The sequence below is a fragment of the Devosia yakushimensis genome (genome assembly GCF_030159855.1).
GTDB lineage: Bacteria > Pseudomonadota > Alphaproteobacteria > Rhizobiales > Devosiaceae > Devosia > Devosia yakushimensis.
The window spans coordinates 2,985,918-3,007,722 of sequence record NZ_BSNG01000001.1; the positions used below are offsets into that span (position 1 = coordinate 2,985,918).

21 protein-coding genes, 1 tRNA gene and 1 riboswitch are annotated in these 21,805 nt (G+C 62.6%); of the genes, 11 read left to right on the plus strand and 11 right to left on the minus strand.

The genetic code is table 11. From position 1 onward, the window contains the following. Positions 1 to 21 precede the first annotated feature (21 nt). The 4 genes from QQL79_RS14480 (at position 22) to QQL79_RS14495 (ending at position 2,615) form a co-directional block, all read left to right on the plus strand. Positions 22 to 1,038 carry a zinc-dependent alcohol dehydrogenase family protein gene (locus QQL79_RS14480; RefSeq protein WP_284392032.1) on the plus strand — a complete coding sequence of 339 codons (1,017 nt, stop codon included), beginning with the start codon at positions 22 to 24 and terminating at the stop codon, positions 1,036 to 1,038. A gap of 142 nt (positions 1,039 to 1,180) precedes the next feature. After that, a complete protein-coding gene (locus QQL79_RS14485; RefSeq protein ID WP_284392034.1) occupies positions 1,181 to 1,822 on the plus strand; it encodes a S24 family peptidase in 642 nt (213 codons plus the stop codon). Beyond that, the gene (aac(6'), locus tag QQL79_RS14490; protein ID WP_284392036.1) at positions 1,819 to 2,271 is read left to right on the plus strand and encodes an aminoglycoside 6'-N-acetyltransferase; all 453 of its coding nucleotides are present in this window, start codon (positions 1,819 to 1,821) and stop codon (positions 2,269 to 2,271) included. The genes QQL79_RS14485 and aac(6') overlap by 4 nt, the downstream gene beginning before the upstream one ends. Further along, positions 2,268 to 2,615, plus strand: coding sequence for a DUF2087 domain-containing protein (locus QQL79_RS14495; protein ID WP_284392038.1), 348 nt, complete (start codon positions 2,268 to 2,270; stop codon positions 2,613 to 2,615). The genes aac(6') and QQL79_RS14495 overlap by 4 nt, the downstream gene beginning before the upstream one ends. Positions 2,616 to 2,724: 109 nt before the next feature. On the opposite strand, the gene QQL79_RS14500 is transcribed toward QQL79_RS14495, so the two are convergent. After that, positions 2,725 to 4,338 (minus strand): lysine--tRNA ligase, encoded by a 1,614-nt coding sequence (locus QQL79_RS14500; protein ID WP_284392040.1) that lies wholly within the window; start codon positions 4,336 to 4,338, stop codon positions 2,725 to 2,727. Positions 4,339 to 4,488: 150 nt separating this feature from the next. On the opposite strand from QQL79_RS14500, the gene QQL79_RS14505 reads away from it, so the two are divergent. After that, on the plus strand, positions 4,489 to 4,902 hold the full coding sequence (locus tag QQL79_RS14505) for a tellurite resistance TerB family protein (RefSeq protein ID WP_284392042.1): 414 nt from the start codon (positions 4,489 to 4,491) through the stop codon (positions 4,900 to 4,902). On the opposite strand, the gene QQL79_RS14510 is transcribed toward QQL79_RS14505, so the two are convergent. Further along, entirely contained in the window at positions 4,899 to 5,798 is a 900-nt protein-coding gene (locus tag QQL79_RS14510; RefSeq protein WP_284392044.1) for a transporter substrate-binding domain-containing protein, read from the minus strand. The two genes, QQL79_RS14505 and QQL79_RS14510, sit on opposite strands and share 4 nt — an antisense overlap. 74 nt (positions 5,799 to 5,872) lie before the next feature. Further along, positions 5,873 to 7,081, minus strand: a complete 1,209-nt coding sequence (metZ, locus tag QQL79_RS14515; protein ID WP_284392046.1) for an O-succinylhomoserine sulfhydrylase — start codon at positions 7,079 to 7,081, stop codon at positions 5,873 to 5,875. 36 nt (positions 7,082 to 7,117) lie between these two features. Beyond that, positions 7,118 to 7,193, minus strand: a riboswitch (SAM riboswitch). Between the two features lie 77 nt (positions 7,194 to 7,270). On the opposite strand from metZ, the gene QQL79_RS14520 reads away from it, so the two are divergent. The 4 genes from QQL79_RS14520 (at position 7,271) to QQL79_RS14535 (ending at position 11,953) form a co-directional block, all read left to right on the plus strand. Then, on the plus strand, positions 7,271 to 8,383 hold the full coding sequence (locus tag QQL79_RS14520) for a 2'-deoxycytidine 5'-triphosphate deaminase (protein WP_284392048.1): 1,113 nt from the start codon (positions 7,271 to 7,273) through the stop codon (positions 8,381 to 8,383). 364 nt (positions 8,384 to 8,747) lie between these two features. Next, the gene (locus QQL79_RS14525) at positions 8,748 to 9,218 is read left to right on the plus strand and encodes a MarR family winged helix-turn-helix transcriptional regulator (protein ID WP_284392050.1); all 471 of its coding nucleotides are present in this window, start codon (positions 8,748 to 8,750) and stop codon (positions 9,216 to 9,218) included. Beyond that, positions 9,215 to 10,885 (plus strand): MFS transporter, encoded by a 1,671-nt coding sequence (locus tag QQL79_RS14530; RefSeq protein WP_284392052.1) that lies wholly within the window; start codon positions 9,215 to 9,217, stop codon positions 10,883 to 10,885. The genes QQL79_RS14525 and QQL79_RS14530 overlap by 4 nt, the downstream gene beginning before the upstream one ends. Before the next feature lie 18 nt (positions 10,886 to 10,903). Next, positions 10,904 to 11,953, plus strand: a complete 1,050-nt coding sequence (locus QQL79_RS14535) for an HlyD family secretion protein (RefSeq protein ID WP_284392054.1) — start codon at positions 10,904 to 10,906, stop codon at positions 11,951 to 11,953. A gap of 40 nt (positions 11,954 to 11,993) precedes the next feature. On the opposite strand, the gene QQL79_RS14540 is transcribed toward QQL79_RS14535, so the two are convergent. Further along, positions 11,994 to 12,257, minus strand: a complete 264-nt coding sequence (locus QQL79_RS14540) for a DUF2934 domain-containing protein (protein ID WP_284392056.1) — start codon at positions 12,255 to 12,257, stop codon at positions 11,994 to 11,996. A gap of 121 nt (positions 12,258 to 12,378) precedes the next feature. On the opposite strand from QQL79_RS14540, the gene QQL79_RS14545 reads away from it, so the two are divergent. Next, positions 12,379 to 12,452 (plus strand) — tRNA-Gly (locus QQL79_RS14545). 24 nt (positions 12,453 to 12,476) lie between these two features. Here QQL79_RS14545 and QQL79_RS14550 read toward each other — a convergent pair. Together QQL79_RS14550 and QQL79_RS14555 are read right to left on the minus strand one after the other, a co-directional pair. Then, positions 12,477 to 13,874, minus strand: a complete 1,398-nt coding sequence (locus QQL79_RS14550; RefSeq protein WP_284392058.1) for a sensor histidine kinase — start codon at positions 13,872 to 13,874, stop codon at positions 12,477 to 12,479. After that, on the minus strand, positions 13,871 to 14,545 hold the full coding sequence (locus QQL79_RS14555) for a response regulator transcription factor (protein WP_284392060.1): 675 nt from the start codon (positions 14,543 to 14,545) through the stop codon (positions 13,871 to 13,873). Before QQL79_RS14555 ends, QQL79_RS14550 begins: the two co-directional genes overlap by 4 nt. A gap of 240 nt (positions 14,546 to 14,785) precedes the next feature. Between QQL79_RS14555 and QQL79_RS14560 the strand changes: the two genes are divergently transcribed. Beyond that, positions 14,786 to 15,037 (plus strand): YMGG-like glycine zipper-containing protein, encoded by a 252-nt coding sequence (locus QQL79_RS14560; protein WP_284392062.1) that lies wholly within the window; start codon positions 14,786 to 14,788, stop codon positions 15,035 to 15,037. 43 nt (positions 15,038 to 15,080) lie between these two features. On the opposite strand, the gene QQL79_RS14565 is transcribed toward QQL79_RS14560, so the two are convergent. From QQL79_RS14565 to QQL79_RS14585, 5 genes are all read right to left on the minus strand, one after another. Beyond that, positions 15,081 to 16,166: an ABC transporter ATP-binding protein gene (locus QQL79_RS14565; protein WP_284392063.1), complete on the minus strand. Its 1,086-nt coding sequence runs from the start codon at positions 16,164 to 16,166 to the stop codon at positions 15,081 to 15,083. A 5-nt stretch (positions 16,167 to 16,171) separates the two neighbouring features. Then, positions 16,172 to 16,999 carry a carbohydrate ABC transporter permease gene (locus QQL79_RS14570; protein ID WP_284392065.1) on the minus strand — a complete coding sequence of 276 codons (828 nt, stop codon included), beginning with the start codon at positions 16,997 to 16,999 and terminating at the stop codon, positions 16,172 to 16,174. Next, complete coding sequence (locus QQL79_RS14575; protein WP_284392067.1) at positions 16,996 to 17,907, minus strand: carbohydrate ABC transporter permease; 912 nt, start codon at positions 17,905 to 17,907, stop codon at positions 16,996 to 16,998. The genes QQL79_RS14570 and QQL79_RS14575 overlap by 4 nt, the downstream gene beginning before the upstream one ends. A gap of 68 nt (positions 17,908 to 17,975) precedes the next feature. Beyond that, positions 17,976 to 19,271 carry an ABC transporter substrate-binding protein gene (locus tag QQL79_RS14580; RefSeq protein WP_284392069.1) on the minus strand — a complete coding sequence of 432 codons (1,296 nt, stop codon included), beginning with the start codon at positions 19,269 to 19,271 and terminating at the stop codon, positions 17,976 to 17,978. Between the two features lie 60 nt (positions 19,272 to 19,331). Continuing rightward, positions 19,332 to 21,698 (minus strand): alpha-L-rhamnosidase, encoded by a 2,367-nt coding sequence (locus QQL79_RS14585; protein ID WP_284392071.1) that lies wholly within the window; start codon positions 21,696 to 21,698, stop codon positions 19,332 to 19,334. Between the last annotated feature and the right edge of the window lie 107 nt (positions 21,699 to 21,805).

The following is a 21,805-nucleotide window of genomic DNA, read 5'->3' on the forward strand; positions in this document are numbered from 1 at the left end:
CAATCGAAAGGAAGCTTTTCCATGCTTGCCACAGTTTTGCACGGCCCCGGAGACGTTCGCTATGAGGACGTTGCCGAGCCCACAATCCTTCATCCGACCGATGCCATCATCAAGCTTTCGGCGACCTGCATTTGCGGGTCCGACCTCTGGCCTTATCGTGGCGCGAGCCCGGTTACCGCGCCCCAGCATATGGGCCACGAATATTGTGGCGTTGTGGTGGAAGTCGGTAGCGCGGTGAAAACCGTCAAGCCCGGCCAGTTCGTGGTCGGCTCCTTTGCCACCTCCGACAATACGTGCCCCCATTGCCAGCACGGCTTTCACTCATCCTGCGAGCAGCGCGAATTCATGTCGGGTGCCCAGGCCAGCTATGCCCGCGTGCCCCTGGCGGATGGTACGCTGGTGGCGACGGCGGAAATGCCGGCCGACGATCTGATCCCCAGCCTATTGGCGGCTTCCGACGTGCTGGGCACGGGCTGGTATGCGGCCGACGCGGCGCGGGTGCAGAAGGGCATGACGGTGGCCGTGGTTGGCGATGGCGCTGTGGGCCTGATGGGCGTGCTGGCGGCCAAGCAGATGGGCGCCGAACGCATTATCGCAATGAGCCGGCACAAGAGCCGGCAGGAACTGGCGCTGGAATATGGCGCTACCGATATCGTAACCGAGCGCGGGGATGCCGGCGTCGCCGGGATCAAGGCATTGACGGGCAATATCGGGGCCGATGCGGTACTCGAATGCGTGGGTACGCAGGAATCCATGCTGCAGGCGATCCATGCCGCCCGGCCTGGCGCCATGATCGGCTATGTCGGAGTGCCCCATGGGGTGCAGCTCGATGGCCAGCAGCTCTTCTTCTCCCAGACCGGCATGATGGGCGGCCCGGCGCCGGTGCGGCGGTTCCTGCCGCATCTGATGGATCTGGTGCTGACCCGGCAGATCAATCCCGGCAAGGTCTTTGACCTCGAATTGCCGATTGCGGATGTGGCGGAAGGCTATCGGGCCATGGACGAGCGGCGGGCCATCAAGACATTGCTGCGCGTCTAGGACGCCGGCATGATCTCGACTGCACAAGGGGCCACCGATGCGGTGGCCCTTTTCCTTTGGGCGGGAGCGGCTCTTTACAAGCGGGCGGGAGGCGATTAGAAATAGGACTTATTTCCGCGACATAAGATAGATTTCCTGAATCATGCTATCACACAGGGCCATATGGGACGGCATTGACGCGCTGGCGCGCCGGCATGGGCATTCTGTGTCGGCATTGGCCAAGCTCGCGGGGCTCGACGCCACCGCGTTCAATATCTCCAAGCGCATCAACAAGGATGGCCGCGAACGCTGGCCTTCGACCGAGAGCATTTCCAAAATTCTGGAGGCGACGGGGGAGAGCTTCGACAGCTTCCTGCATGGCACGGGCGCTTATATGCAAATCAGCCCGCATGAAAGCGGCCAGACCGTGCCGCTGCTGGGCCTGGCCCAGGCCGGATCGGGCGGCTTTTTCGATAGTGCGGGCTTTCCGGCCGGACAGGGCTGGGATGAAGTGGCCCTGCCCTCGCCCGGCGAAGCGGGTATTTATGCCCTCGAAGTGCAGGGCGATTCCATGGAGCCGCTGTACCGGGAGGGAGACCGCATCGTGGTCTCGCCCACCGAGCAGGTGCGGCGCGGAGACCGGGTGGTGGTGCGCACGCGGGATGGCGAGGTCATGGCCAAGATATTGGCCCGGCAAAGCGCCAAGCAGATCGAACTGCATTCGCTGAACCCGGCCTATGAGCCGCGGCTGCTCGATGTGGCCGATATAGAATGGATCGCCCGCATCATCTGGGCCAGCCAATGAAGATCGCTGCTGCGACAGAGGCAGACAGTGCCGATTGGGCGGAGCTGCGCCAGGCGCTCTGGCCGCGCCATGGCCTGGCGGGACATACCGCCCAGATTGCCGATGCGCTGGCGGCGCCGGGGGACAGGATCAACCTTATCGCCCGCATGCCGGATGGCCAGGCAGTGGGCCTGGCCGAGGCCAGCTTGCGGCACGACTATGTCAATGGCTGCAATACTTCGCCGGTGGCATTTCTCGAGGGTATTTTTGTCAGCCCCGAACATCGCCGCGGCGGCATTGCCGGCCAATTGGTGGCGGCGGTCGAGGATTGGGCGCGGGCGCAAGGCTGCACGGAATTCGCCTCGGACGCTGCGCTCGACAATGTGCGCAGCCATCAGATGCATGGCGCATTGGGCTTTAGCGAAACCCAGCGGGTCGTCTATTTTCGCAAGCTGCTGAACCAGCAATGACGGATACGCCAATCGACAGCAAACGGATCGCCAGCGCGGCCCGCTGTTTCGATGCCGGCGGCCGGTTACAGCGCTGGCCCTCCAAGCGGGCCGAGCAATTGCTGGTGCTGTGGGTGGTGTGGTCCTATCTGCCGGACGATCAGCAATTGAGCGAGCCCGAGGTTAGCTCCATGCTGCGGGACTGGCACGATTATGAGGATTATGCGCTGCTGCGGCGCGAATTGTGCGATCTGGGCATGATGCGGCGCACGCCCAATGGGCGGGTTTATCGCAAGGTTTCGCAGGACATGCCGGCGGAGGCCATGGCGCTGGCGGAACGCGTCAGGAGCGGTGGGGAAAGGTAAGTCTGCACCGGGTCATTCCCGCGAAAACGGGAACCTCTGTTTGGATATGGAAACAGAGGTCCCGCTTTTGCAGGGATGACAGCGTGGGCGGCGCAGCGATCTGAAGCCGCTAGGCCTTGAGCATTTTTCCCGCCAAGGCATCTTCGATGAGCTGGCGGGTTTCGGCGACGCCGAACAGGGCGATGAAGGAGCCGAAGCGAGGCCCCTGATCTTCACCCAGCAGCACCTGATAGATGGCCTTGAACCAGTCGCGCAGCGGCTCGAACTTGTGGGCATTGCCGATGGCATAGACCAAGTCCTGCAGCGCCCCGCCATCGGTCGAGCCTTCGTAGCCGGCCAGCTGATCGTGCAGGTCCTGCAGGGCGGCGCGTTCCTGATCGGTGGGGGCGCGATAGACCTTGTTCGGCTTTACCTTGTCATTGAAGTAACGCACGGCATAGGCGGCAAGGCGATCGATTTCGGGATGGGTCTGGGCCGTCGCGCCGTGCAGATAGCGCGAGATGAAGCCCCAGAGCACCTTGGTATCGGTGGCATTGGCCGTGGCCACCAGATTGAGCAGCAGGGCAAAGCTCAGCGGCACTTCGGGGTTTGGCACATTGCCGTAATGCACGTGGAAGGCCGGGTTTTCGAGGCGCGCGGCCACGTCCTGGCCCTGATAGGCGGAAATGAAGCTATAATATTCGTCCACGGCGCGCGGGATGACATCGAAATGCAGGCGCTTGGCGGTGCGGGGCTTCTGGAACATGTAGAGGCCCAGGCTTTCATTGCCCGCATAGGTCAGCCATTCGTCGATGGTCAGGCCATTGCCCTTGGACTTGGAGATTTTCTGCCCCTCGGAATCGAGGAAGAGCTCGAACACGTAGTGCTCCGGTGCCTTGCCGCCGAGGATTTCGCAAATCTTGTCATAGACGTGGGCGTTGGTCTGGTGATCCTTGCCGAACATTTCGAAATCGACGCCAAGGGCGGCCCAGCGCATGCCGAAATCGGGCTTCCACTGCATCTTCACATGGCCGCCGGTGACCGGGACAGTGGTGTCGCGGCCATCTTCGTCCTCGAAGGTGACGGTGCCGTTGACGGCATCGACTTCCTTCATGGGGACATAGAGCACGCGGCCGGAAATGGGCGAGATGGGCAGGAAGGGGCTGTAGGTAGCCTGCCGCTCGGCGCCTAGCGTGGGCAGCATCACGGCCATGATGTCGTCATAGCGCTCGGCAGCGCGGCGCAGCACGGCGTCAAACTTGCCGGAGCGGTAGTAATCGGTGGCGCTGGCGAATTCGTAATCGAAGCCGAAAGTGTCGAGGAACCGGCGCAGCATGGCGTTGTTGTGATCGCCGAAGCTGGCATATTCATTGGTCCAGGGATCGGGCACGGCGCTGAGCGGCTTTTGCAGATGCGGCTCCATGGCCTCCTTGGAGGGCACGTTATCCGGAATCTTGCGCATGCCATCGAGATCATCGGAAAAGCAGATCAGCCTTGTCGGCACCTGATCGCGCGTCAGCAAGCGGAAGGCGGTGCGGACCATGGTGGTGCGCGCCACTTCGCCAAAGGTGCCGATATGGGGCAGGCCCGAGGGGCCATAGCCGGTTTCGAACACGGCTTCGCCCTTGCCGGTTTTCTCCAGCCGGGCCACCAGTTTTTTGGCTTCCTCAAACGGCCAGGCGCGGGCAGTCTGGGCAGCGTCGAAAAACGCAGGATCGAGTGGGGGCAAAGGAGCGGGCGACAAGGAACCAGCCTTTCGGTATTTTGTGGGAGGCGGGGAGGTGTGTTGCATTCCAGCAGGCTTGCGTCAATGTCGCAGATATTTGGCCGCAGGCGCTTGCTGGGGACCGGAAGCCTGCCTAGCTAAACGAGATTGCCAGAAACGGAAACCACGATGACCCTTGCCGCCCATGACGCCCTGATCCACCTGATGCTTGTCGCCGCCTCTTCCGACAGCGCCATGACCGAAAGGGAGCTGGTGCGCATCCAGGCGCTGGTGGGGCGGCTGCCGGTGTTCGAGGGGTTCGACAAGAGCCGGCTGACGGCGGTGGCCAATGCCTGTGCCGACAAGCTCAATGGGCCGGGCGGGCTGGACAAGGTGCTGGACGACGCCATTGCCGCGCTGCCGGCCAAGCTGCAGGACACCGCCTATGCCGTGGCGGTGGAGGTGACGGCGGTGGACCTCCATCTTGAGCAGGAGGAATTGCGGTTTCTCGAAATGCTGCGCGACAAGCTGGCGCTGGACCGGCTGACGACGGCCGCCATCGAAGCGGCGGCGCGGGCGCGGCATCGGCGGATGCCGAATTAGTAAAACCCCACCGGAAACCAGCGCAGGTAGAGTTCGTCCAGGGTGCCATTGTCCTTGAGCTTGACCAGGGCCCAGTCGATGGCGTGGCGCACGGCGTCATTGCCGGCGGGGACGGCGATGGCGAGGCCCTCCCCGAACAGGGCGGGGCGGAAATAGGCGTCACCGACAAAGCCGCAGCAATCGAGATTTTCATTGAGCCAGAACGAGGCCCGCATGGCATCGCCGAAGAAGAGATCGGCGGCGCGATCTTTTACGGCGGCCAGGGCTTCGACCTCGGTAGCAAAGGGCACGACATTGGCGCGAGGCAGATAGCGGCGCACAAAGGCTTCATGCGTGCTGCCGGTGCGCACGGCGATGGTCTTGCCGGTCAAGGTCGCGGGATCGAAAGTGGCGATATCGGCAGAGCGGGTGACGAAGCGGCCGGGCAGCGCCAGATAGGTGGCGGAGAAATCGAAGCGCGCGCCGTTTTCGGGGGACATGTCGAGCCCGGCGATCAGCGCATCGCCCTGATTGTCGGCCAGGGCATCGGCCGCCTGTTCCCAAGGCCAGGCCTGGATGGTGCAGGCGACATTGACCTCGGTGCAGATGCGGCGGGCCAGATCGACATTGAAGCCGATCAATTCGCCCCCGGCATCGCGGAAATTGAAGGGTGGAAAATCGGTGGTGGTGAGGAAGCGGATGGCCGGAATGGGGGAGAGGCTCGGCAGGATTTCCCGCGCGCTGGGATCGGTGTGATAGGGGAGGGTTTGGGCGAAGGCGGGCAGCATCAGCAGCGTTGCGAACAAGGCGATGAGCGTGCGGCCCCACCCCCTCCTGGCCTCCCCCATCGAGGGGGAGGTGTCGTTCCGTGGGTGGGACTGCATCCAGCCAAATCGGGCAAGAGACAGGAAGGACATCGCGGCACGACCTCGTGGTTCGACGGGCTCACCATGCGGTCTAGTCATGAACACCGCCCTTACGACAGGCCATTTCACACCTGGTCTAGGCCGTACATCAGGTCGGCGATGAGGTCGTCGCTGGATTCGAGGCCCACCGAGAGGCGGACGAGGCCGGGGGTGACGCCGGTTTCGAGGCGCACTTCTTCGGTGAGGCGGACATGGGTGGTGGTGCGGGGGTGGGTGATGAGCGATTTCGCGTCGCCCAGATTGTTGGAAATCAGGATCACCGCGAGATTGTCGCAGAAGGCGAAGGCGCCTTCCTGGCCACCCTTGACGTCGATGGCGAGCAGGGTGGAGCCGCGGGTCATCTGGCGCTTGGCGAGATCATATTGCGGGTGGCTGGGGTGGTGCGGATAGATGACGCGCTCGACCTTGGGGTGGCTGGCGAGGGCCGCGGCGAGTTTTTCGGCACTGTCGGTCATGCGCTCGACGCGCAGGGCATAGGTTTCCAGCCCCTTGAGCAGCACCCAGGCGTTGAAGGCGCTCAGCGTCGCGCCGGTCTGGCGCAGGAAGGTGTGGACGTCGCCTTCGATCAGGGCCTTGGAGCCGAGGACAATGCCGCCCAGCACCCTGCCCTGCCCGTCGATATGCTTGGTGGCCGAATAGGTGACGAGGTCGGCGCCCAGTTCGAGCGGCTTCTGGTAGAGGGCGGTGGAAAAGACATTGTCGACGATGAGTTTGGCGCCATGGGCGTGGGCGATCTCGGCGACGGCCTTGATGTCGACAAGTTCGAGCGTCGGATTGGTCGGGGTTTCGATGAACACGACCTTGGTGTTCGGCTGCATGGCGCGGGCGAAATTTTCGGGGTCGCGGCCATCGACCAGGGTCGAGGCGACGCCGAAGCGCGGCGCATAATCTTCCACCACATAGCGGCAGCCGCCGAACAGGGCCTGGGCGGCCACGATATGGTCCCCTGCCCGCACCTGGCTCATCACCGCATTGGTGACCGCGGCCATTCCCGAGGCGAAGGCGCGGCTGGCTTCGGCGCCTTCGAGCAACGCCATGCGCTCCTGGAACATGTCGACGGAAGGATTGGCGAAGCGCGAATAATTATGGCCGCCGGGAATCTTGCCCTGGAACAGGCGCTCGGCATGTTCGGAACTGGGATAGGAATAGCCGGAATTGAGGAACAGCGCTTCGCTGGTCTCGTTGAAATCGGTGCGCTTGCCGCCGCCATGGACCAGCTGGGTTTCGGGCGACAGGCGGGTCGGGTCGAGAAGCGGATTGTTCGTCTTGGACATGACGGCACTTTCAACAAAAAACCGGCGCACGAGGGCGGCCGGTTGAAAACGGTCTTTAGCGATTTCTTTAAAGTGGCTGCAACCGACCGGCCAAATCACCACTGGGCTGTGATCTAAGGGCAATTGGCTGTTGGCGTCAATTGCAGGGATTGGTAGGGACTAGAGCTCAGATGGGCACGCGAAGGTAACATGGACAAGCAGCAGGCATGGCCGCGGGGCGTGTTTCCGGCGCGGTTGATCGAAAAACTGGCGCGTGAGGGCTCGATCATCTCGGCGCGCGCCTTCGATCACGATCAGTTGCAGCCGGCGAGCCTCGACCTACGATTGGGCGATGTGGCCTATCGGGTGCGCTCGAGCTTCCTGCCCGGGCCCAATCATTCGGTGGCCGAGCGCATCGAAGCGCTCAAGCTGCATGAAATCGACCTCACGAATGGCGCGGTGCTGGAGCGGGGCTGCGTCTATCTGGTGCCGCTGCAGGAGAGCCTGGACCTGCCCGAGGCGGTGAGCGCTTCGGCCAATCCAAAGAGCTCGACGGGGCGGCTGGACGTGTTCACCCGCGTGATCGGGGACCGGGCGCGGGGTTTTGACCAGATGCCGGAGGGCTATAAGGGCCCGCTTTATCTCGAAGTCAGCCCGCGGACCTTTCCCGTGCTGGTGCGGACGGGATCGCGGCTCAGCCAGATGCGGTTCCGCTCGGGCGATACGCGACTATCTGTGGCCGCACACCGGGCGCTGCATGACACCGATAATCTGGTCTTTGGTGGCAATTATCCGGTGGGGGAAGGCGTGGCGCTGTCCATCGACCTCAAGGGCGAGGGCCGCAACGGGCTGATCGGCTTCCGCTCCAAGCGGCATACGGCGGTGGTGGATGTCGACAAGAAGGCGGCGCTCGATGTGCTCGACTTCTGGGAGCCGCTGACCAATCGCGGGCGGGAAGAGCTGATCCTCGACCCCGACGAATTCTACATCCTGGTCAGCGACGAGGCGGTGCATGTGCCGCCGACCCATGCGGCCGAAATGGTGCCGTTCGATCCGTTGGTGGGCGAATTCCGCGTGCATTATGCGGGCTTCTTCGACCCCGGCTTCGGGCATTCGCCGGCAGGCGGTAGCGGTAGCCGGGCGGTTTTAGAGGTGCGTAGCCGGGAAGTGCCGTTTTTGCTGGGGCATGGGCAGACCATTGGGCGGTTGATCTACGAAACGCTGGCCGAGGCGCCGGACCGGCTCTATGGCACGGCTTTGGGCTCGAACTATCAGGCGCAGACGCTGAAGTTGTCCAAGCATTTCAAGCCGTATACGCCGTAAGGTACGGCAACGAGGAGAATGGATTCCCGCCTGCGCGGGAATGACATCTTGGTTGGGCGCACGCTCGGACCCTACCCTCATTCTCACCCCTTCCCAACCACCGCGCTTCCCTCGGGCCTGACCCGAGGGCCGCTCTCAACTCGGCACAAGCGGCGAGTGGTCCTCGGGTCAAGCCCGAGGAAGGCGATTGTGGTGGTGGAGAATGCGGGGGTTTTCACCACGTCGGGGTTGGGTTCGTGCAGGCGAAAAGCCGATGCATGCCACCTGCAAGGGAGCCATGACGAAAACGGTTATGGACAGGATGCAAGGGGAGGCATACATCTCGCCAATATAAGTAGCATGCTACATTGTATTGGTCTACATAATGCCTTCCAACCCCAATCTGCTGCGTATCGTCGGCCGGGTCGCCCGGGAATTGAGTACGGGTTTTGACGCCCAGCTCAAAAGCCTGGGGCTGACTTCGGCGCGCGCACGCGTGCTGCTATTGCTGGTGCGCAGCCCCGAAGGGGTGAGCCAGGCAGCAGTGACCGAATTTCTGGGCGTGGAACATCCAACGGCAGTACGGATTCTCGATGGTCTGGAGGGATTGGGGCATATTCGTCGCGAGCCTGCTCCGCATGACCGGCGCGCCAAGCTGATCGTGCTGACCAAGGCGGGCCGGCCGCTGGCCGAAGAGGTGGGCGTGCTGACCGACCGGCTCAATGCGCAATTGATGGAGGGGTTGAGCGCGAGCGACCTTGCGACGACCAACCGCATTCTCGCCGTGCTGCTCGACCGCATCCTGGCGCTCAAGCCTCTGAACGATGACGAAACCGAGGGGGAGAGCGCGCCATGAACGCCAATGCTCCCATCGCTATTGCCGAAGCGCAGCAGCCAGCGCAAGAAACGCGGCGGCCAGCGCAAGAAGCGCGGCCGGGCATGCCGCCCTTCGTGCCCAAGTCGCTGCCGTGGAACGTGATCTATGTGATCAGCTCGATCGTGCTGGGTATTACCCAGGGGCTGGGGCTCAATCTGGTGACGGCCAATCTTACCGGGCTCCAGGCCTCGTTCGGGGCCACGGCCACCGAAATGGCCTGGCTGCCCACGGTCTATTTTGCCACCAATATGACCGGCACCATCGTCATGTTCAAAATCCGCAGCCAGTTCGGCATGCGGCGCTTTGCCGAGCTGGGCATCATTGTCTATGCGCTGATCGTTCTGGCGCATCTGTTCGTCCATGACCTGCAATCGGCCATTTGGGTGCGGGCGATCATGGGGATTGCCGCCGCGCCGCTCAGCACGCTGGCCTTTTTCTACATGCTCGAATGGCTGCCCCCGGCCAAGAAGATGAGCATTGGCCTCTGCTTCGGCATGCTGGGCAGCTCTCTCTCACTGCCGCTGGCCCGCGTGATCTCGCCGGACCTGCTCGCCTTGGGCGATTGGCAAGGACTTTACATGGTCGAGGCGGGCCTGGCCCTGGTGAGCCTGGCCATCGTGTTTCTTGTGCCGCTGGTGCCGCCGCCGCGCGCCAAGGTGTTCGACAAGGATGACCTTGTCAGCCTGCCGCTCATGGCAGCGGGTTTTGCCGCCATGGCCATCGTGCTGGGCATGGGGCGGGTCTATTGGTGGCTCGAGGCGCCGTGGATCGGCGTATTGCTGGCCATTGGCATCGGTTCGCTGGTGTCGTTTTGCCTGGTCGAATTGCATCGCAAGAACCCGATTATCGACCTGCGCTGGCTGTTCAGCCGCGACATGCTGATCTTTGCCGGTTCGCTGATCGTGCTGCGGCTGCTGCTATCGGAACAATCGGTGGGGGTGTTTGGCCTGTTCACCGTGCTCAACCTGCAGAATGACCAGTTGATCGGATTGTTCGGGCTGGTGGGGGTCGCCACTTTCGCGGCCACGGCCGGGCTCAGCATGGTGATGAAACCCAATCGCGTGCCGATCTTTCACCTGATCGCGCTGGTGCTGATCGCCATTGCCGCCTGGATGGATTCCCAAAGCACGGTGCTCAGCCGCCCCGAGCAATTCTATATCAGCCAGGCGCTGATCGGGATCGCCACCGGCTTGTTCCTGCCGCCGGCCATGTTGCATGGCTTTCTGCGGGCACTGGCGCGGGGACCGCAATATATCCTGTCGTTCCTCACGGTGTTTCTCACCACGCAGAGCCTGGGGGGCCTGTTGGGTTCGGCCATATTCGGCACATTCGTTACGGTGCGCGAGCAATTCCATTCCAATGTGATCGCCCAGGGGATCACCCTGCTCGATCCGCTGGTGGCCCAGCGCGTCCAGGCCTATGGCGGCGCCTATGCACGTGTGCTGACCGACCCGGCGCAGCGCGATGCCAAGGGGCTGGCGCTGCTTGGCCAATCGGCCAGCCAGCAGGCCAATGTACTGGCCTATAACGATCTGTTTTTACTGATTTTCGCAGCGACCCTCGTGGCCATCGCCGTGCTGCTCACCCATCTGGCGCTTGCCGCTCTCAGCAAGTCCGCCGCCCCGCTCCAGGCGCAGCCCGCCTGATTTCGAAAGACCAAAGCTATGCGTATCAAAGAACTTGTTTTGTCCAAGGCGACAATTCCCGCCCTCATTGCCGGCCTTATCGGTATCGGCGCGGTGCTCTATGCCTGGCAATTGCCACCCTTCACCACCAGTGTCGAAAGCACCAACAATGCCTATGTCAAAGGCCGGGTGACGCTGATCGCGCCGCAATTGGCGGGCTATGTGGTTGATGTGCCGGTCACCGATTACCAGAGCGTGCACAAGGGCGAGGTGCTGGTGCAGCTCGACGACCGCATCTATCAGCAGCAATTGGCGCAGGCCGAAGCGAGCCTCGTGCAGCAGCAGAATGCGCTGGCCAATTACGGCCAGAATTTTGCGTCCAAGCAGGCCAGCGTCGATCTGGCCAAGGCGCAGCTTGCGGCAGCACAGGCAGCGCTGAACAAGGCGCAGGCCGACGCGACGCGCACCGATTCCCTGCTCGCTTCTGGCCTTTCTCCGCAATCGACGGTCGATCAGGTGCATTCGGCATTGGCCCAGGCGCAATCGAGCGTCGACCAGGCCATGGCCTCGGTCAGCATTGCCGAGCAGAACCTGTCGCTGGTCGAAGGCGGCAAGCCGGCGCTGGAAGGCGCGGTCAAGGGCGCCGAGGCCAGTGTGGAACTGGCGCGGATCAATATTTCCAATACCAGGATCGTGGCGCCGGTCGACGGCGTTCTGGGCGAGGTTGCCGCGCGGCTGGGGCAATATGTGTCGATCGGCACCCAACTGACCTCGGTGACGCCACCCCAGACCTGGGTGATCGCCAATTTCAAGGAAACCCAATTGGCCGGCATCACTGTGGGGCAAGCGGCCAATATCGTGGTCGATGCGCTGGGTCATGGCGCGCTCAAGGGCCATATCTCGGAGATTTCCCCGGCGGCCGGCTCGGAATTCAGCGTGCTCAAGCCCGACAATGCCACCGGCAATTTCACCAAGATCGCCCAGCGCATTCCCGTGCGGATCGAACTGGACCCGGGCCAGGACATGATCGCGCGGCTGCTGCCGGGCATGTCGGTTGAAGTGTCGGTGGATACGGCGGCGATGCTATAGGGCCGCTCAGGAGCGGCTTGACGGCGCGTTTAGCGGCCGATCACGGCTCGTCCTGAACACCCCGCCGGCCGGTCGGCTGTTCCAGCCGCTTGCCGCCGGGATCGTTCACGGGCCGGCCGAGATCGTCAATATTGTCGTCGGCGGCCTGCCCGGTGCTGTCATCCGCTTCTCTCTGGCGGCGGCATTTATCCAGGGCGGTGAACCAATATTCCTTATCCCGACCGGATGGCCGCCCATCGGCTTCCCAGAGGAAATAGGCCGTATCGCGTACCGTTCTTTCGAAATCGCTGTCGTTTGAATGCATCGGGCTCTCCTCTTCTCAAAGGAAACACCACACATCCCGAAGGGTTGCCTCGCGTGTCGGCCTGAAGCTCTCCTCGACCGGCTTGACGGCGGCGGCGATTTCCCGCATCTAGATCGCCGTCGCGGGTGTAGCTCAATGGTAGAGCAGAAGCTTCCCAAGCTTACGACGAGGGTTCGATTCCCTTCACCCGCTCCAAAAATCCCAAATGGCAGAAGAGTGCTAGGCCCGCGCCCATCCGGGCAGGGCGGACCTGTTGGTGGCGCCCAGCAGGGGCAGGTCGATGACGACGCAGGCGCCGCCGGAGGCGGCGTCCACAATCGCGACGCGTCCGTGATGGCGGGATATGATCGCTTCCACCAGATTCAAGCCGAGGCCGGCACCGCGGCTTGATGGCTTCAGGCGGAAAAACGGCTCGAAAACCCGGTCCCGATCCGGAGGGGGAATGCCCGGTCCTTCGTCGCTGATGGCGATGGTGCCGTACCTGTTCACTTCGACAAGAATCTCTCCGCGCTGCCCGCCGTAAGCTATGGCATTCTGCACCACATTGATCAGGGCCCGCGACAGGCTGGCCGGGTCGCCGTTGATATAGACGGGCGCTTCGGTTGCCATGAGCGACAATTCGTATCCGGCGGCGTTGGCCAGCGGCGCCAGGTCACCGACAACCTGGCCTCCCAGTTCGACCAGATCGACGGGCACGAAGACATTGCCGGCCAAATCCATTCGCTGCAAATCGAGCAGCTGATCGGCAAGGCTCGACAGCCGGGCCACATCGAGCAGGAGGCGGGATTTTGCCGGAAAGGCGGCCTCAGTCTCAATTCGGGTCTGCAGGATGGCGATGGGGGTTCGCAGTTCATGCGCTGAATCGGCGAGAAAGCGCTCGCGCTCGGCATGGGATTCATCGAGGCGATCAAGCGCGCCATTGACCGCACTCACCAACGGCTGAACCTCCTGCGGCACGCCGTCGGCAGACAAGCGCGTTCCGCGCGCCCCGATATGGATGAGCTGCGCCTGTTCGGCGACGATCTTGAGGCCGCGCATCTCCCGTCGAACGACGATCGGAATGACGATGGAACATACCAGCAAGACCACGGCGGCAATGGCTGCGGCGATAAAAGCAGAAATCCAGCCGATAATGCTGGCAGCGCCCACGGTGGGGCCATTGCCGGTGACGACGCGGACCGGGCCAATGGGCGATATTTCGGTTTTCAAGGCGACGGCGCCTTCGCCCCCGCCCACGGGCCGCACCTCCAGCGCTTCCAATTGCCAGAGCTGATCCGATGCGGTGCCGAGCAGTTCGGGCAAGGTGCCGAAGGAAGCGGCGGCACCGGCTTCGGTAACGGCATAGATCCACATGGTCGGATACTCGGAGTGGATCTTGTCCAACTCCATATTGGGCTTAGCCGTAATCCGGTCACCCTCGATCCCCGTCAGGCTTTGGGCAAAGATGGTCATGACATTTGCGTCCAAAGGCCTGGCATCGCCGAGGGCCGTCAGAATGGGCGAGACGACCAGGGGATAGACGCCGGCGCCAAAAAACAGGATCAGCGCCAGGGCCTGAACCTGGACCATGCGGATGGTGAGCTTACGCTCCAGACGTTTGGGTTTTGATGTTTTCACGGATTAAGCTTCATGTAATAGCCCACGCCCCGCACCGGCTGGATGGTGACCGACGCGCCCGCATCCGTCAGCCGGCGGCGCAGACGCGAGATATGGGCTTCGAGAGCGTTCGACTGGATTTCGTCATCCGAGCCATAGACTTCCTCATACAAGATGGCTCGGCGGACCGTCCGGCCAATGCGCCGCATGAGGCTTTCCAGAACCAGGTATTCTCGCCTTGGCAGCTCGAGGCGCACATCATCGATGAAAACTTCGGCCTGAATGACGTTGAAGGCCAGATTACCGATGGTGATGCGGTTTTCGGCCATCTGGCCCGGACGACGCAACACGGCGCGCAATCGCGCGATCAATTCGCTGATGATGAAGGGCTTGGGCAGATAGTCATCGGCGCCGAGATTGAGCCCTTCGACGCGTTCGTCCGACGAGCCGCGGGCAGACAGAATGACAATAGGCACATTGGGCCGCCGCTTGCGCAGATGGGCAATCAGAGAAGCGCCATCCCCATCGCCCAGCTGCCGGTCCAATATCACCAGGTCATGAGAAATGGTTTCGATGGCCTCGATGGCTATTTCGATGGAAGGCGCGCAATCGGTCAGATAGCCGTGCCTATCCAGCTCGTCGCGCAAAAGCGCGGCCATGTCCGGCTCGTCCTCGACCAATAGCAGCCGCATGCTGTGCCTCCATGGCAGCTAAAGTCACACCTTTTCGGCATCTGCGTTGCAGCAACCTTACAGCCATATTGTCGCTGATGCAGATGCAGGCAGGTCGACCTTCAGCGCAAATAGCGCCCGCCAAGGCCTGTAAGTTTTCCGCAATCTTGGATGCCTAGGCAGATCATCGCGGCGTCCGCATAGCGCAAATACTTGTCGACATCCAGACCGCGGCTTGCAACTTCAAATCACAGGAATCCCATGACGAAGTTTTTCCTTATCGCCCTTGTGGTGACTTCACTTACTGCCTGCACGACGACAGAAAAGACCGCCGTGGTTGGTGCGGCTTCGGGTGCTATCCTGGGCGGACTGGTCAGCGGCGATGCGCGCGGAGCCGCGATTGGCGCTATCGCCGGCGGTGCGACGGGTGCGCTGGTAGGGGCCGTTTCGGACCGCCCCGGAGAATGCCTCTATCGCGACCCCTATGGCCGCCAATATGTCGGCCGCTGCTAGAAGGGAGCGGGCGGGTTGATTGGTTTCACCCGCCCTGCCCTCTTCATTGCTGCGGGTGCAGGGCCATGCCCGCCTTGTCGAAGATGACGGCCCGTTCGGGGGCGAAGGTCAGAGGCAGGCTCTGGCCGATGCGCAATTCATGGTCGCCGTCGAGCACGGCGAGCCAGGAGGCGCCCGAAGGCAGGCGCAGGCTGACATTGGTTTCGTTGCCGAGCCGTTCGACCAGACTCACCTCGCCCGCCAGATTGCCGGAGGATTGCTCGAGCAGGTCATGCGGGCGGATGCCCAGGGTGACGGTGTCGCCCACTTTGAGGCTGGCAGGATCGGCCGGGACCTGGGTGGGACCAATGTCCTTGCCGGAAACGGTAACGCTGTCGGAGCCAAGCTGTTCGACCGTGAGCTCGACGAAGTTCATCTTGGGGCTGCCGATAAAGCCGGCGACGAAGAGATTGGCGGGGCGCTGATAGAGCTCGATGGGACTGCCCACCTGTTGCACCACGCCGGCATTGAGCACGACGATCTTATCGGCCAGGGTCATGGCTTCGACCTGGTCGTGGGTAACGTAGATCATTGTGGCGCCGAGATCCTGATGGAGCTTGGAGAGCTCCATGCGCATGTCGACGCGCAGGGCGGCATCGAGATTGGATAGCGGCTCATCGAAGAGGAAGACTTCGGGCTGGCGCACGATGGCGCGGCCGATGGCGACACGCTGGCGCTGGCCGCCGGAGAGCTGGCTGGGCTTGCGATCGAGCAGGTGTTCCATCTGCAGGATACGGGCGGCTTCGCGGACCTTCCTGTCACGCACATCCTTGGGAGCCTTGGCGAGCTTGAGGCCGAAGCCGACATTGTCGTAGACCGTCATATGCGGATAGAGCGCATAGGACTGGAACACCATGGCGATGCCGCGGTCGCGCGGCTCGACGGCGTTGCACAGCTTATCGCCGATATAGAGATCGCCAGCGGTGATTTCCTCGAGGCCCGCGATCATGCGCAGCAGGGTGGATTTGCCGCAGCCCGAGGGGCCGACAAAGACGACGAACTCGCCATGCTCGACATTGAGATCGACGCCCTTGATGACTTCGACTTCGCCATAGCTCTTGCGGAGCGATTTGAGGGTTAGGCCAGCCATTTCGTTTATCCTTTGACGGCGCCAGCAGTCATGCCCGCGACGATGTGCCGGTTGAAGAACAGGAAGACCAGCAGCGGCGGGATGGTGATCAGCAGAATATTGGTGAAGAGCAGGTTGTAGGACGTGTTGAACTGGCTCTGGAAATTATAGAGCGTCAGCTGCACGGTCGCATTGGCATTGCCCGGCAGGTAATAGAGCGGGTTGGTGAAGTCGTTGAACACGCCCACCGACTGCACCACGATATTGGTGACGGTGACTGGCCAGAGCAGCGGCAGGATGACCCGGAAGAAGACGTCGAGCGGCCGCGCGCCGTCGATGATCGCCGCCTCATCCAGCTCGCGCGGAATGGTGGCGATGAAGGCCCGATAGAGGATGATCGAGAAAGGCAGGCCATAGGCCACTTCGATCAGGATCAGCCCATGCAGCTTGCCGAAGAGGCCAATGCCCTGCAGCAACCAGATGGTGGGCACCACGGCGGGCGGGATCATGAGGCCCGCAAGGATCAGGAATTCGATAAGGCCATTGAACCTGGTCTTGCGGCGGGCCAGCACGAAGCCGACCATGGCTGCAAAGATGACCAGCAGGGTCACGCTGGCGACGGTCAGGATGGTGGAATTGATGAAGGCGGTGACCATCATCCAGTTCCGCGTGGTTACCACCTCGACCAGATTGCTCCACAGGTGGAAGCCATTAGGCCAGGAAAAATCGAGCAGGGCGGCCTGCTGCTTGTCCTTGAAGGCCGTGATGATGATGAAGATGAAGGGCACGAGGAAAACCACGGCCGAAACCAGAATGGCGGCAAGTCCGATCAGGCGGGAGGAGAGCTTGGTCATTCGTGGCCCTGCCGGCGATTGAGGAGCATGGTCAGCGGCACGACGAGAATGGCGATGAGGATGAAGAGCACCACATTGCCAGCCGTCGACAGGCCATAAAAGCCGGCCTGGTATTGCTTGTAGATCACCGAGGCGATGGTATCGGAGGAGAAGCCGGGGCCGCCCCGGGTCATGGCCCAGATGAGATCGAAAGTGCGAAGGCCGCCGATAAAGCTGAGCGTGATGACGGTGGCCGTGGCTGGACGGCTCAGCGGCAGCGTCACATAGAGGAAGTTCTGCCACTTGGTGGCGCCATCGATGCGGGCGGCCTCGTAGTAATCCTTGGGGATGGCGACGATGCCGGCAATGTAGATGACGGTGGCTAGGCCCACGCCCTTCCACACATCGACCAAGGCGACCGAAAGCAGCGCCAGCTTGGGATCGACCAGCCAGCCTGGGCCCTTGACGCCCAACAGGGCCAGGGCCTCGTTGATCATGCCCTGGGTGGGGTGCATGAGGACGGTAAAGGTGATGCCGACGCCCACGGTGGAGACCAGAACGGGGAAGAAAACCACCGAGCGCAGATAGCCGCGCGCCATGACCGCCGAGGTCAGTAGCAGGGCCAGCAGCATGCCGAGCACGACTTTGAGCCCCGAAGTCACCACGGCATAGATCACCGTATTGACCAGGCCTTGAACCAGGAAGGGCTCGCGGAAGAACTGGGCGAAATTGTCGAGGCCGATAAAGGTGGAGTTGAACAGCGTCCAGCGCGTCAGGCTGAAATAGAGCGAAGCCAGGGTCGGCGCCAGAAAGAGGATGCCATAGACCAGCGCGGCGGGCAGGAAAAACCAGCCCGGATAGGGCGAACGGCGGATCGCCCGGCCGCCGCCATGGGATATGGCAGAGCCCGCTTCAGACAATGCAGTCATCACTGTTCCTCCTCAAACAGCTGGCGGCCCGGGGCGCAGAATACCCCGGGCCGCCCGATCGCAAGTGCTTACCAGCCAGGGAGGCCGAGCTGCTGAGCCTGCTTGCGAACATCTTCGTCATAGAGGGCCGCGCCATCGGCGGCCGGACGGATGCCCGAGCCAACTTCCACCGTGATCTGCTCGAGCGCCGGGCCCTTGATGGGCGAGAGGAATTCGAGCGCCGGGCCATTCTGGCCGCCCTCGGCGAAGTAGGGCAGCAGGTCGCTCACCGCAGGCGGCACGTCGGCCGGCAGGGTGCAACCATTGATGAGGTAGGGGCCCGAAGCGCCACCGGCACGGGTCTGGGCATCGCAACCCTCGGGGCTAGCAATGAAGGCCACCAGCTTCTTGGCCGCATCCAGATTGGGCGTGGTCTGGGCGATATAGACCCCATCGGGCATCCAGACGGTAAGGCCATTGAGCTCGGCTTCATCACCCGGCTGGGCGAAGAAACCGATATCCTGAATATTGTCCGGATAGGCCTGGGCCAGGGCGGTGGTGGCAAAGCTGAGCATGGGGTAATGCGCGCCCTCGCCCGCCGCCAGCATGCGGATGCCGTCGTCATATTTGGCGGCGCCGAAATCCTCGTTGAAGAACCCGGCATCATGAGTTTCCTGCAGCTTTTCGAAGCCACGCAACGCCGCCGGATCAGTAGCGAACTTGGCCTCGTTGGCCGTGTAGCGGCTGGCAAACTGCGGGTCCTTGGCCTGGACGTTGTAGAAATCGGCCAGAACGAAGAGCTGGCTGGTCCAGGTATCGCCATAGGTCTGGATCACGGCGACCTTGCCGGCGGCCTTGATCTTTTCGTTATTGGCCATGAATTCGGCCCAGGTCTTGGGAACCGACAGGCCCAATTCCTCATAGACCTTCTTGTTGTAGTAGATGCCGCCGGCCATGGCCGCGCGCGCAGGCGCGCCGCGAATGGTGCCGTCGGGCGCTGTCACCACCGGCTTGAAGCTGGCCTGCACATCGGCCTGCCAGGGCTCATTGGTGAGATCGACCAGGAATTGCTGGGGATTGATGGCCTGGAACAGCGAGCCGGAATTGTAGAGGAACACATCGGCCATGGCGCCGGTGGCGAGCCGGGTCTTGACCAGGTTGTCGCCTTCCGAGCCGCCGGGCCGGGTCTCGATATCGACATTGATATCGGGATTGGCGGCCTCGAAGGCCTTGACCACTTCGTCGGCAATGACCTGGTTTTCCGGGCCACTGGGGATCAGATAGGTGAGATTGACGCTTTGCGCGAAGGCGGCGCCAGACAGGGCAGTCACAGTCAGCAGCCCGGCAGCGAGGCCGGTAAGCAGTTTTGCAGTCTTATTCAACATAGTTTCCTCCCATGTTTAGCTGTCCGGTGTGGACAGATTCTCTCTCCCGATCGCGCCGCCTTATGGCGTGCGCGCATTGACTCTCGAGGCGGCAATCTCCTCGCGCTGTGGCGCGGCATAGGTGAAGGTGACGAGATGCTTGCCGGGCGCCAGTTCGCGATCGGCGCCATTATGCGGCTGACCATCGACCATGGCATCGCGATAATCGGGCGCCAGGCGCAGCAGGCCGCGGGCGCCTTGCGGCACCTCGATCTCGTAGCGGACCTTGTCGCCATCCATGGACCAGCCGGCGCGGATCGTGCCGTTCTTGCTGTCGTGGCTCGCCGCGACGGGCGACAGCTCGGGGATGATGGTCGGCTCGAAAACCACGGTGGCAAAGCCCGGATCATTGGCATCGGGGCGGAAACCGGCGACGCCTTCGAACAACCATTGGCACACTGCGCCATAAGCATAGTGATTGTAGGAATTCATCTGCGGATTGTAGATCGAGCCATCGGCCTGGATGGCGTCCCAGCGTTCCCAGATGGTGGTTGCACCCTTCTTGACCTGGTAGAGCCAGCCCGGCACTTCCTCCTGAAGGAACACGCTGGCGGCGAGGCCCGGTTCACCGATCTTGACCAGGGCCGGCAGCAGAGCCGGTGTGCCGATAAAGCCCGTGCCGATGCGGCCTTCGGAACGGCCGATGGTCGACTTGAAATAGCGCTTGGCGGCTTCGACATGCTCGGCCGGGATCAGGTCATGCAGGAATGCCAGGGCATAGGAGGTCTGATCGTCATAGCAGAGCCGGCCCGAGGCGGTGATGAATTCGCGGGCAAAGGCGGCCTTGACCTCGGCGGCCATCTTTTCCATGCGGCTGGCGAGCGCTTTGTCACCGGTGATGGTGGCGATGCGGCCGACAAGGGACGAGGTGATGAAGAGGTAGATGGTTGCCGCGGCATCATCGCCAATGGTGGGCAGGGGCTTGGCCGAGGGGCCCTTGGGCTGCAGCCAATCGCCAAAGGAAAAGCCGCGTGCGCCCCAGAAGCGTGGCGGATTGACGATGGGGCCGTCGCTGATCGACCAGACGAAATCGACCCATTTGACCATTGCCGGCAGCGCTTCGCGCAGAATGGCGGCATCGCCATAGTGCAGGTAAAGCTGCCAGGGCACGATGGCGATGGCATCGCCCCAGCCAGTGCTGCCGAAGAAGCCCGGATAGTGCTCGGGCTGCATGCGTGTCGGATCGGGCACGACATGGGGCACGGCGCCGTCTTCGCGCTGATCGACCATGACGTCGCGGATCCATTTGGTCAGGAAGCCGTGGCTATCGGCGAGATAGCACGCCGTGCCGGCAAAGACCTGGGCGTCGCCCGTCCAGCCCAGGCGCTCGTCGCGCTGCGGGCAATCGGTGGGCACTTCGATGAAATTGGCGCGCTGGCTCCAGAGCGTGTTGAGCACGAGCCGGTCGACCAGTTTGTTGCCCGAGGTGAAGCTGGCCTTGACCTCGGTGACCGAGCTGATCGGCACCGCTTCGATGGCCGTGATCCGGGCATTGCCGGTGATGGTCACGCGGGCATAGCGGAAGCCCTGGAAAGTGAAGTGGGGCCGGTAATGTTCTTCGCCGGTGCCGGCGAGGGTGTAGTCGATGCGGGCTTCGGCAGTGCGGTAATTGCCGTTGTAGAAGGTGCCATCCTGATCGAGCACTTCGGCATGCTCGATGCTGACCGTGGCGCCGGCATCGCCGGTGACGGTGAAGGCGACATAGCCGCCCATGTTCTGGCTGAAATCATAGACCGTGCGGCCTTCGGCATCGGCCCAGGACTTGATCGGGGCGAGCGGGGCGAGTTCGCGGACCGGGGTGGTTTCATGGGCGACGAGGATGGCGGGATCGAAGGGCAGCGCCTCGGTGCCGGACGAGACGGCGGCGGGCACGCGAGCGTCGAAAACCTCGCCGAAATAGATGCCGGATTTGCGGATCGGCAGGGCGCCGCTTTGCCAGCTGGCGTCGGTGACGAGCAGGGCGTTTTCGCCGCTGCGCAATTCGGCGATGGCGGCGATCTTGTCGCCCCAGGTGTTGAAGATGGGGTGACCGCCCCACATCAATTGCGAGCGCAGCCAGCCATCGGCGAGCCAGATTTCGATGCGGTTCTGGCCGGGCACGAGCAGATCGGCGACGGCATAGGTCTGGTAGCTGAGGCGCGCATCATAGCTGGTCCAACCCGGCGTCATCAGGTCATCGCCGACCCGCTTGCCATTGATGAAGCAGCGATAGAGGCCGAGCGCGCTGATGGCCAGCACCTCATCTCCGGCAATGGAAGCGAGGTCGAATTGCTTGCTGATAAAGGATGCGGGCGTGCCGACGCCCTGGTCGGCCAGGGGATGGACCATCTGCGCGACCCAGCCCGCATGGGCCTGACCCGGCGCGCGCTTATCCAGAGTGTCGTGCATTTCATCCTCCCTCTAGCTCGGTGTTTTCCGAGTGTGTACTGTTCTACGTATAGCGTTCTACATTTTCATTTGTTTGGCAATAGGCATTTGCGGCGAATAATGACACA

Excerpts from the sequence above, each read along its gene's own strand:
- QQL79_RS14505 (WP_284392042.1), top strand. The coding sequence starts at position 4,489 with ATGACCCTTGCCGCCCATGACGCCCTGATCCACCTGATGCTTGTCGCC.
- QQL79_RS14495 (WP_284392038.1), top strand. The coding sequence starts at position 2,268 with ATGACGGATACGCCAATCGACAGCAAACGGATCGCCAGCGCGGCCCGC.
- QQL79_RS14575 (WP_284392067.1), bottom strand. The coding sequence starts at position 17,907 with ATGACTGCATTGTCTGAAGCGGGCTCTGCCATATCCCATGGCGGCGGC.
- QQL79_RS14480 (WP_284392032.1), top strand. The coding sequence starts at position 22 with ATGCTTGCCACAGTTTTGCACGGCCCCGGAGACGTTCGCTATGAGGAC.
- QQL79_RS14540 (WP_284392056.1), bottom strand. The coding sequence starts at position 12,257 with ATGCATTCAAACGACAGCGATTTCGAAAGAACGGTACGCGATACGGCC.
- QQL79_RS14535 (WP_284392054.1), top strand. The coding sequence starts at position 10,904 with ATGCGTATCAAAGAACTTGTTTTGTCCAAGGCGACAATTCCCGCCCTC.
- QQL79_RS14585 (WP_284392071.1), bottom strand. The coding sequence starts at position 21,698 with ATGCACGACACTCTGGATAAGCGCGCGCCGGGTCAGGCCCATGCGGGC.
- QQL79_RS14565 (WP_284392063.1), bottom strand. The coding sequence starts at position 16,166 with ATGGCTGGCCTAACCCTCAAATCGCTCCGCAAGAGCTATGGCGAAGTC.
- QQL79_RS14560 (WP_284392062.1), top strand. The coding sequence starts at position 14,786 with ATGACGAAGTTTTTCCTTATCGCCCTTGTGGTGACTTCACTTACTGCC.
- QQL79_RS14485 (WP_284392034.1), top strand. The coding sequence starts at position 1,181 with ATGCTATCACACAGGGCCATATGGGACGGCATTGACGCGCTGGCGCGC.
- QQL79_RS14555 (WP_284392060.1), bottom strand. The coding sequence starts at position 14,545 with ATGCGGCTGCTATTGGTCGAGGACGAGCCGGACATGGCCGCGCTTTTG.
- QQL79_RS14525 (WP_284392050.1), top strand. The coding sequence starts at position 8,748 with ATGCCTTCCAACCCCAATCTGCTGCGTATCGTCGGCCGGGTCGCCCGG.
- QQL79_RS14570 (WP_284392065.1), bottom strand. The coding sequence starts at position 16,999 with ATGACCAAGCTCTCCTCCCGCCTGATCGGACTTGCCGCCATTCTGGTT.
- QQL79_RS14530 (WP_284392052.1), top strand. The coding sequence starts at position 9,215 with ATGAACGCCAATGCTCCCATCGCTATTGCCGAAGCGCAGCAGCCAGCG.
- metZ (WP_284392046.1), bottom strand. The coding sequence starts at position 7,081 with ATGTCCAAGACGAACAATCCGCTTCTCGACCCGACCCGCCTGTCGCCC.
- QQL79_RS14520 (WP_284392048.1), top strand. The coding sequence starts at position 7,271 with ATGGACAAGCAGCAGGCATGGCCGCGGGGCGTGTTTCCGGCGCGGTTG.
- QQL79_RS14510 (WP_284392044.1), bottom strand. The coding sequence starts at position 5,798 with ATGTCCTTCCTGTCTCTTGCCCGATTTGGCTGGATGCAGTCCCACCCA.
- QQL79_RS14580 (WP_284392069.1), bottom strand. The coding sequence starts at position 19,271 with ATGTTGAATAAGACTGCAAAACTGCTTACCGGCCTCGCTGCCGGGCTG.